This is a genomic window from Microbacterium sp. 20-116, assembly GCF_041079415.1.
GTDB lineage: Bacteria > Actinomycetota > Actinomycetes > Actinomycetales > Microbacteriaceae > Microbacterium.
The window spans coordinates 394,527-403,448 of record NZ_JBFYGP010000003.1; the positions used below are offsets into that span (position 1 = coordinate 394,527).

At 65.5% G+C, this 8,922-nt stretch carries 9 protein-coding genes and 1 pseudogene; 6 read left to right on the top strand and 4 right to left on the bottom strand.

Translation table 11 applies throughout. The annotated features are described in order from the left end of the window. Positions 1 to 10: 10 nt before the first annotated feature. Positions 11 to 535, bottom strand: a complete 525-nt coding sequence (locus AB6V29_RS09225) for a hypothetical protein (protein ID WP_369358167.1) — start codon at positions 533 to 535, stop codon at positions 11 to 13. Between the two features lie 21 nt (positions 536 to 556). Here AB6V29_RS09225 and AB6V29_RS09230 point away from each other — a divergent pair, with 21 nt between their 5' ends. After that, positions 557 to 943: a hypothetical protein gene (locus tag AB6V29_RS09230; protein ID WP_369358168.1), complete on the top strand. Its 387-nt coding sequence runs from the start codon at positions 557 to 559 to the stop codon at positions 941 to 943. 375 nt (positions 944 to 1,318) lie between these two features. Here the strand turns inward: AB6V29_RS09230 and AB6V29_RS09235 are convergent, their stop codons facing one another. Continuing rightward, positions 1,319 to 1,549, bottom strand: a complete 231-nt coding sequence (locus tag AB6V29_RS09235; RefSeq protein WP_369358170.1) for a DUF4913 domain-containing protein — start codon at positions 1,547 to 1,549, stop codon at positions 1,319 to 1,321. A gap of 113 nt (positions 1,550 to 1,662) precedes the next feature. On the opposite strand from AB6V29_RS09235, the gene AB6V29_RS09240 reads away from it, so the two are divergent. Beyond that, positions 1,663 to 2,391: an IS5 family transposase gene (locus tag AB6V29_RS09240; protein WP_369358172.1), complete on the top strand. Its 729-nt coding sequence runs from the start codon at positions 1,663 to 1,665 to the stop codon at positions 2,389 to 2,391. A 16-nt stretch (positions 2,392 to 2,407) separates the two neighbouring features. On the opposite strand, the pseudogene AB6V29_RS09245 reads toward AB6V29_RS09240, so the two are convergent. Together AB6V29_RS09245 and AB6V29_RS09250 are read right to left on the bottom strand one after the other, a co-directional pair. Beyond that, positions 2,408 to 3,360: pseudogene (locus AB6V29_RS09245) on the bottom strand (IS481 family transposase); the annotation flags it as partial. 192 nt (positions 3,361 to 3,552) lie between these two features. Then, positions 3,553 to 4,503: a hypothetical protein gene (locus tag AB6V29_RS09250; protein WP_369358174.1), complete on the bottom strand. Its 951-nt coding sequence runs from the start codon at positions 4,501 to 4,503 to the stop codon at positions 3,553 to 3,555. A gap of 540 nt (positions 4,504 to 5,043) precedes the next feature. Between AB6V29_RS09250 and AB6V29_RS09255 the strand changes: the two genes are divergently transcribed. The 4 genes from AB6V29_RS09255 to AB6V29_RS09270 all read left to right on the top strand — a co-directional run bounded on the left by AB6V29_RS09255 (position 5,044) and on the right by AB6V29_RS09270 (position 8,754). Next, positions 5,044 to 5,757 (top strand): GntR family transcriptional regulator, encoded by a 714-nt coding sequence (locus AB6V29_RS09255; RefSeq protein WP_369358176.1) that lies wholly within the window; start codon positions 5,044 to 5,046, stop codon positions 5,755 to 5,757. A 101-nt stretch (positions 5,758 to 5,858) separates the two neighbouring features. Then, a complete protein-coding gene (locus AB6V29_RS09260; protein WP_210072515.1) occupies positions 5,859 to 6,353 on the top strand; it encodes an ureidoglycolate lyase in 495 nt (164 codons plus the stop codon). Continuing rightward, entirely contained in the window at positions 6,350 to 7,828 is a 1,479-nt protein-coding gene (locus AB6V29_RS09265) for an FAD-dependent oxidoreductase (protein WP_369358178.1), read from the top strand. Before AB6V29_RS09260 ends, AB6V29_RS09265 begins: the two co-directional genes overlap by 4 nt. After that, the gene (locus AB6V29_RS09270) at positions 7,825 to 8,754 is read left to right on the top strand and encodes a 2-hydroxyacid dehydrogenase (protein WP_369358180.1); all 930 of its coding nucleotides are present in this window, start codon (positions 7,825 to 7,827) and stop codon (positions 8,752 to 8,754) included. Before AB6V29_RS09265 ends, AB6V29_RS09270 begins: the two co-directional genes overlap by 4 nt. Positions 8,755 to 8,922 lie beyond the last annotated feature (168 nt).

The following is an 8,922-nucleotide window of genomic DNA, read 5'->3' on the forward strand; positions in this document are numbered from 1 at the left end:
TTATGCAAGATCAGGCCCAGATGCCGACTTGCGGCTTGCCGGCGTTGATGAACCCATCGTGCCGCACCTGGAGTCGAATCGTCGTGCCGCTCTTGAACGGCAGTCCGACGTTGGTCACGGACACCCACGAGGTCGGAACGCAGCCGGAGAACGTGCCCCACGACTTGCTCCAAGCCGCTCCCGTGCTCCGGGTGCCATAGGCCGTTGCCGTCGCGTTGCAGATGGTGTTGAAGGCGTAGGGGTAGAGAACCCCAGCCTCAAGACCCGAGACGTTGACGCTCTGTCCCTTTACTAGAAGCGACACCGTCGTCCCGTTGGATCCGAGCACGGAGTTGAGACCGTCGGCGGAAGCGGGGGCGACCGCTCCGCCAATCGTGAGCGCACCAGCTATCGCCAGAACCGCAAGACCTCGTACTCCAAGTTTCACGCGCTTAGTTGACATGAGCCCCTCCATCTGTTGGTCCTCGCAAGCTACCAACGGGATCGGCTGAAAGCAACCGTTGATTCTTATACCAATCTCCTGAATGATGATCACTATCGAACCAAAGGGGGACATATGAAATCGCTCAGAAGTCGTATTGTCGGCTTTTCGCTTGCGGCAGTCACCACATCCGTGTTACTGTTCGCGCCTCCTGCGTCGGCCGACTCCGCGCAAGAGGTTTATGTGAATGGCGTAAAAGCAGGGTCGGCGAGTTTTTCGTCGTCTGCTAAGCAGTTCACCATCCGTGACCACGTCTCCAGTGATGGATTGAGAATCAAGGTCACGTGGTACAACACGGCCCTTGTCGGCGGAGGTCAGGCAGGATCCTGCCAAACATCCTCCTCCCTCATGACGGCAACTTGTGTCGTCCCGAAGGGCATTACGCTCAAGTGGAAGATGTTCGCGATCAACAGCGCGGGTAACATCGTGAAGGCGACGGGCGAATTTGAGGACCGCTCGTAAGAAATTTTCCCCGGATGCTATGCTTCGGGATGTGAAAAGTAAATCTTTCGCGACCCTGGTCCTAGGGTTGGTCATATTTCTCTGCGGAGTAGGCGGTTTCGTCTACGCGCTAGTAAATGCACCGGACCTTCCTCAGGCTTATCTCATCCCTATTTTTCTTATCATACTCCCGATTGTGGCGATCTTCGTGTATTTTTTCCACTCACGGAGAAGGAATTAGTGACTGTGCTCAATAAGAGAGCGCGTAGACTCTGGATTCGATTGCTCTCGTTCGACGAGTTAACCCAGTAGTGCACTATGCCGAGCCCTGCCTTGGCATAGTGCACTACTGCGTTAACTGACATCCGCGGTGGCATTCCGCCCCAGATGGATCCCTCAGCCTGTTTTGCGCATATCCGGGAACAATCCATCCGGTGGTTCGACGTAGGGCAGCAGCTCGCCCTTCTCGTTCGTGTGCTCGCGGTCCTTGCCGGTGCCGATGCCGGCGAACGGTCCCGAGGGGCTGAGCAGGACGGCCATGTGGTGCTCAGCGTGGTCACGGAACCACACCGACATACCCGTCGGGGCCGAAGGAATCGTGTGCGATTCCGAGCCCCTGAGGTTCATCGGTTGTCCCTTCGTGGCGTGCAACCCACGCCCCCAGAGGCCGCGCTCGCCTCGAGGAAATGACACCTAGGGCGTCTCCTAAATGGGTAGGTTGAGTCGGTGATGCTAGAGACGTGTCGCGGTTCCAGTTGCTTTCGGACGCTCAGTGGGATCTGATCAGCGGGTTCTTGCCCGGTCCGACCGGCCGTAAAGGCCGCCCGTTTTCGGACGCGCGAACGATGGTCAAGGCGATCGAGTATCGCTATCGGACAGGGATTGCGTGGCGGGATCTGCCCGTGGTGTTCGGGCCGTGGCAGACGGTGTGGAAGTGGCACCGTCGGATGGCCGGCGATGGAACCTGGGATCGCGTTCACGCGGCGCTGTTGGCTCGCGCCGACGCGACCGGCAAGCTCGATTGGTCAGTTTCGGTGGACTCCCCGATCGCCCGCGCCCATCGGCACGCGACGAACATCACCCGGGTCACGGGGGGGGCTTCGTCGAACTACAACAATTCGCTGATCGAGCCGCCTGATCACGGGTTCGGCCGCTCCCGAGACGGACTCTCCACCAAGCTCCACCACCTGGTCGACGGTCACCGCCTGCCGCTGGTGATCGCTGTGACACCGGGCCAAGCCGGGGACTCGCCGATGCGGATCCCGTTGCTGGAACAGTTGCGCATCGCCCGCCCCATCGGGCGCCCCCGCACCCGACCCGACCGGCTCCGCGGCGACAAGGCGCTTCGCCACCCTCAAACAATGGCGAGGCCCGCCACCCGCTACGACAAACTCGCCATCGTCTACCGCTCTGCAGCCGTCTTGAATGCCGTCCTCGCCTGGACACGACATTTGGGAGACACGCCCTAGGTGTACCGGGTGAGGACGTTGGTGCGGTTCGGTTGATTGGTGGAGTCCCGATGGCCGAGTGGATGCGTCGAGTGTTGTATCGCTCGATGAACGGCGCAAGTGCCGCGGCCCGGGCAGCGTTGGTCTCGAAGGGTTGTCGGTAGGCCCACTCGGTCTGCAGTGTCCGGTTGAAGCGTTCGACTTTGCCGTTTTGCCAGGGGCAGTGCGGACGGATGAACTTTTGCTAGATGCCTCGTTCAGCACAGAGCTGTCGGAGCGAGAATCGGTATGCCCAGGCGTTGTCGGTGATCAGCCGCTCGATGCGGGCGATGCCGTGCTCGGCGAAGTACTCGATCGCGCGTCCAGGAATCCCGCGCAGGTCGGTCCCTTTTCGTCCGGGAGGATCTCGGAGTAGGCGAGCCGGGAATGGTCATCGACGAGGGAGTGGACGTAGTCGAACCCGACCGGTGTGTCCCGGTGTCGGTCGGCGACGGCGCGGCCGAGGGAGCGCCAACCGCCGCCGTCGGGGATGCGGCCGAGCTTTTTCACATCCATGTGGACCAGCTCGCCTGGGTGGTCGCGTTCGTATCGGACCGCGGTCGTCTTCGATGCTCGGATCACCTCGCCGGTCATCGGGTCGAGCCGGGAGAGGTGCGGCTGACCGCGACGAGCCAGGACCCGTGACGCGGTCCGCGGCGATACTCCGACCGCTGCCGCGAGCTCGTCACGGCCCCAGCGTTGATCCCGCCGCAACCGGAGCAGTTCAATCTCGACGCGTTGCGGGGTTCATGACGGCGATGACACTGGTCGAGACGACCGGTCGTTCAATCCGGCGACGCCCTCGGATCGATGTCGAGCGATCCAACGCTGCACGCACCGACGGGAGACGCCCATCGCGGCAGCGATATGCTCCTGTTTCCAGCCTGCAGCAGCACGCGCAACGATCAGCAACCGACCCGGCGGAGTCAGCCGAGCATTACGGTGGGGCACGAGAACCTCCGGTTCGTGAAGACGTCAGACATCTCCACTCAGCCGGAGGTTCTCCTCATTCACAAGCCCCAACCAGCCACCAACGTCCTGACCGGGTACACCTAGCACCCCTCTCCAGCGCGGAGGCGGGTGAGCGGGGTGCTGACATAACCGTCTACTACCGGCTTGGGCTTGTGAGCGGCTTCCGCGTCCTCATGACCCAACCTTTGCGCCCCTGCGGAGAAGGGCTGCCGCGCCCCGTCGAACGACGTAATCCCACAAGATCGGCTGGATTTGCAAGTCTCCAGTTAGCTCGGGACCGTCTTCTACGGTCACGAAGTGTGGGGTTTGTGATGCCGTGGGGAAGTGCTCGCGGGTCAGGTGCCACAAGTCGGCGACGGCGTCATCGATGTCCGGATACAGGAACGGCTCCAGCGCCTGATTCAGCTCCTCGATGTGGACAAGGGCATCATCTGCAAGTGCTAGAAAGTCAGGATTTTTGAGTAGCTGAGCGACTTCGTGTCTGGTTGCGGCACGAGCATCGGAGCGGGCGAACGCTTCCCTCTCTACGTGAAGGGCCACCTGTACGTTCGTCTCGGTAGAGGTATTGTCTTGCGGATCATCTAGTTGAGCCAGCCAGGTACACCCAATGATCTGCTCTGAACTGTGAACCAGCGGATTGCGCAGAGCATAGAGAACTCGATATCCGAAACTGCGGTCGAATGTCTGTGCGAAGAGCTGTCTAACCGCGTCCGTCTGTGTCGAGCCTTTGCCCCACCTTCGATGGACCTCGCTCATGACATGCTCTTCGTACAGGCGCACAGCCACGCTGAAATTTAAGGCGCGGTTGACCAGACGCATCAGCCCCGTATCGTCCGGTCGTCTCCGACCGGCCAGCCCATCGTGAGCGGACTTGAGTTCGTCGACCACGTCTTCGTATGCGATCCGCAGATGGATGTTGAACCCTCGGTACAACTGCGTCAGCATCCTGATCGTCCGGGACACGGCACCCACGGTGACATTGTCAATCGGCATAATCAGGTCGAAACGAACAATGGCGGGCTCCTCGGGGGTCCGTCCGACTCGTGCCAAGAAGACTCGCCCCGCGCCGTTGTAAAGAAGCGTGTTTTCACCCAAGTGGGCATCGTTGCCGGATTGGCTCATTGGTTCTCCTTCAAGGGCGATTATTTCGTGGCACTCGTACGTCGGGCCTTGCACCCGTACGCGAGCGGGTGATCTCGAAGGCTACAAAACGCTCGGATCGCGGCAGCTGCTAGGACGACGTCGAACCAACGCAGGGAGTCGCTGATTGGCTCCTCGAGGGAGTGTCCCGCGATGCGCGCGTCGAACGCATTTTCCGCCCGCTTATCGGGGTGGCGCCCGTCCGTCCGAATGTCTGAGCGGCTCTTCCATCGGTTACTAGGAGCTACGCCCCGCTGCCAAGCAGGTAAGAAGTGGGCTGGGCGGCACCCCGCCCGGCTTCCGATTCGCCACTTTCATCCGCAACTACGACGCGACCCCCGACCGCGCCGGACGCGGCACCGTCTACGTCGTCATCGGGACCACCGGCCCCGACGAACTCGTCGTCATCACCTGCCTCCAACGCCCCGAAGGCGGCCCTTCCGTCGACAATGTCGTCATCACCGCGAAACGCTCCTGACCCCGGGCAGGGATGCCAGGCGCTCACGCCGGTAGCGTGAGCGCGTGGCATCCGAACGCACGACCGATCCCGATGCGCTGATCGATCGCATCCTGCACCTCTGGCGCGTGGATGCCGAGACTCTGCCGTCCGAGCCGAAACTCGCGGAGTTGACCGGGGCGAGCCGGAATTCCGTGCGCGAAGCGCTGATCCGCCTCGAGGAGCGCGGGTACGTTCACCGCACGCAGGGAACGCGGACGTCACGGAACCGCCGCCTCCCGGGGGTAGGGAGACGGATTGACGAGCAGTTCGACCACTCCCTCTCCATCCGGGCGGCCGGATACGAGCCCACCCTCGAGGTCGTATCGGCCGATCGTCTGACGCTCGAGTCGGGCGTTGCCCGGTACGACGATCTGCCCGACGGCACCGTCGTGCTGCGGACGAGGAAGATGTGGCGGGTCGACGGCGCCCCGTACGCCCTCGCCGAAGACCTCGTGCCCGTGGGGCGCGACGTCGAGCTCGATCCACGCCGGCCGGTGTTCGATCTCGCTGAGAAGGCCAACGGCATCCGGGTCGCGTGGGAGACGATGTGGATCGATGCGATCGCCCTCGAGGCCGAGCGCGCAGCGATCCTCTCCGCCGAGCCGGGCACCCCGGTCATCGAGATGACCTACTGCGGGTACGGCGCCGACGACGCGATCGGGTACTGGTCGCGCGAGGTGCAGCTGCCCGCGCCGGAGGGGCTCCGCAACGCCCTGATCCGCCGGGTGCGCTCGTGAGCGTTTCGCCGGCGTAACAGTGCGGTGAACATGTCGGACAAGTTGCTCCTCTGCTTGTTGGACAAGCGTACGGTCGGATTACCCGACGAAAGCGAGCCGCCATGTCCGACACCCTCACCGTCCATCGCCTCACCGCCGAGATCGTGACCCCCGCGTCGTTCGACCCCTTCGGTGTCGTCCTGACGCCGATGGAAGACGGCACTCCTTTCACCGCGGAGGAAGCCGTGCTCGACGTGTCGAACGGCATCCCGCGCTTCTATCTGATGCACCTCGACGACAAGACGCCGGAGTTCGTGCGCGTGACCCGCCACCTCGAGACCACCCAGACGCTCATGTCCGTCGGCGACGTCGAGTGGACGATCGCCGTCGCCGCTCCCGGTATCGAGGCCCCGGCCCTCGACGACCTCCGCGCCTTCCGCATCCCGCCACGCACGGCCATCACGATGCGCAAAGGCACCTGGCACGCCGGGCCCTTCTTCGCCGAGCCGAGCATGGACTTCGTCAACCTCGAGCTCGACGACACCAACGTCACCGACCACCACAACCACCGCTTCGACGACACCCTCGGCGTTCGCGTCGTGATCGACGGCGAGTGAGCGTGCTGACCCCGCTCCCCGATTCCGCCGCCCGCCTCGCCGCGCTCGAACGAGAGGCCGCGCACCAGAGCGCACTCAGCGCCGGTGACGGACGCTCCTGGGTAGGTGCGCGAGACGGCATCCGTCCCGTCGTGATCGTGGGCGCGGGGCAAGCCGGGCTCGTCCTGGCGCGCGGGCTCAGACGCCGCGGGATCGACGACGTCGTGGTGATCGACGCCGCCCCCGCCGATGCGGCCGGCCCCTGGACCACCTACGCGCGCATGCACACGCTGCGCACCCCGAAAGACATCGCGTGGCCCACCTGGGGGACCCCCGCCGTGAGCCCCCGCGCCTGGTTCGAGGCTGTGTACGGCCTCGCCGCGTGGGACGCGATCGAGTACTTCCCCACGATCGCGTGGCAGGGCTTCCTGCGGTGGTACCGGGAGGTGTCCGCCCTCACGGTGGTGCCCTCGACCCGCGTGCGTTCGCTCACGCCGACGAGCGCGAACGGTCCGATCGAGATGCACCTCGAGGGGCCCGACGGCGAGTGGATGCTGCCGGCGCAGCACGTCGTGCTCGCCACGGGCATCGAGGGGGCCGGAGGTCGGCACATCCCCGCCCCCCTGCGCGAGCTCCCCGCCGAGCGCGTGCATCACACGCACGACTCCATCGATTTCGACTCCCTCGCGGGGCTACGCGTCGGCGTCCTGGGCGCGGGGACCGGGGCGTTCGACAACGCCGCGACCGCTCTCGAGCATGGCGCGGCCAGCGTCGACGTGCACATGCGTCGACCGGCGATGCCGCAGGTGAGCCCCTACCGCTGGATGGAGTTCGCCGGTCTCATCGAGAACTACGGCTCGTTCACCGACCAGCAGAAGTGGGCGTTCAACGTCCACCTGTCGGCGGTCGACCAGCCGGCCACGCAGAATGCCCTCTGGCGCGCCCACGCCTTCGACTCCTTCCGCTTTCTTACCTCGTCGCCGTGGGAGCGCGTGGAGTGGACGGGCAGCGAGATCGCGGTGACGACGCCGCATGGCATCCATCACTACGACGTCGTCCTGGCAGCGACCGGGATCGTCTCAGAGCTCGCGCAGCGCCCCGAGCTGGCGGACGTCGCCGCGGATGCCGTGCTGTGGAGCGACCGGCTCGACCCCGCCTCCGCCGCCCAGAATCCCGGACTCGCGGCCTTCCCGTATCTCGACGACGACTTCGGTCTCGTCAGCCGGAGCGCGCCGGAGGCCTCGGCGCTGTCGCGGATCCACATGTTCAACCACGGCGCACGTCTGAGCCAGGGCATGCTCAGCCACCAGATCCCCGGCCTCGTCGGCGGGGCCACGAAGCTCGCCGCCGCCCTCTCGCGGCGGTTGTTCGTGCGCGACGCCGGCGCACTGCTGCGCGAGTACCTCGCGTACGACGTACCGGTCGGTGTGCACATCGGGCGCCGGGCGCAACCTCCCTCACCCACCGAGACGACGGGGGTAGCGTCTCTGCGGTGACGACCTCGACCCCCCTCCTCGTGTCCGTGCCCACCGACGAACTCCGCGCCGACCTGGGCGAGCTGCCCGACGGCGTCGAGGTAGTGGTGTGGGACATGACGGGACCGGCGCCGCGCGACCGTTTCGACATGGTCGTGCCGCCGTACATGTCGATGGACAACGTCATCGAGAGCCTCTCCGAGATCGAGGTCGGACTCGTCCAGGGCCAGTCGATCGGCTACGACAACGTGGAGGGGCGCCTTCCCCAGGGGATCGTCTTCGCCAACGCCTCGAGCGTGCACGAGACGGCCACGTCCGAGCTCGCCGTCACGCTGGCGTTGGCGGCGCAGCGACGTCTGCCCGACTTCGTGCGCGCCCAGGACCGCGGCGAGTGGACCGGCGGCGGCGCCCCGGGCCTGGCCGACGCCCGGGTGACGTTGCTCGGCTTCGGCGGGGTCGGCCGCGCGATCGCCGCGCGTCTGAAGCCGTTCGAGGTCGACCTCCGCGCCGTCGCCTCGCACGGCCGCCTGCAGGACGAGGTCGAGGTGTTTCCCCTCGGCAAGCTGTACGAGGTGCTGGCCGAGACCGACATCCTCGTCGCCTCGCTCCCCGGCGGCGAAGCGACGCGCCACGTCATCGACGACCGCGCCCTCGCGGCCCTGCCCGACGGCGCGCTCGTGGTGAACGTCGGTCGCGGCCCCCTCATCGACACCGACGCGCTCGTCGACCACGTGCGCCGGGGCCGCATCCGGGCTGCCCTCGACGTCACCGACCCGGAGCCCCTCCCCGAGGGCCACCCGCTGTGGAGCCTCGACGGCGTGCTCATCGCCCCGCACGTCGGAGGGGCGACGGATGCCATGCGCCCCCGCATCGCTCGCTTGGTGCGCCAGCAGATCGAGCGCCTGCACCGCGGCGAGGAGCCGGTGAACGTGGTGCTCGGGGGCTGATCGCCTCCTCGTCGCTGAAACGCCGTCAGGCGTCCCGTCGCCGCGCGCAACGTGCGACCGCGCGCAGCGTGCGCCCGCGCCACAAGTGCCGAGTGCCGAGTGCCGAGTGCCGAGTGCCGAGTGCCGAGTGCCGAGTGCCGAGTGCCGAGTGCCGAGTGCCGAGTGCCG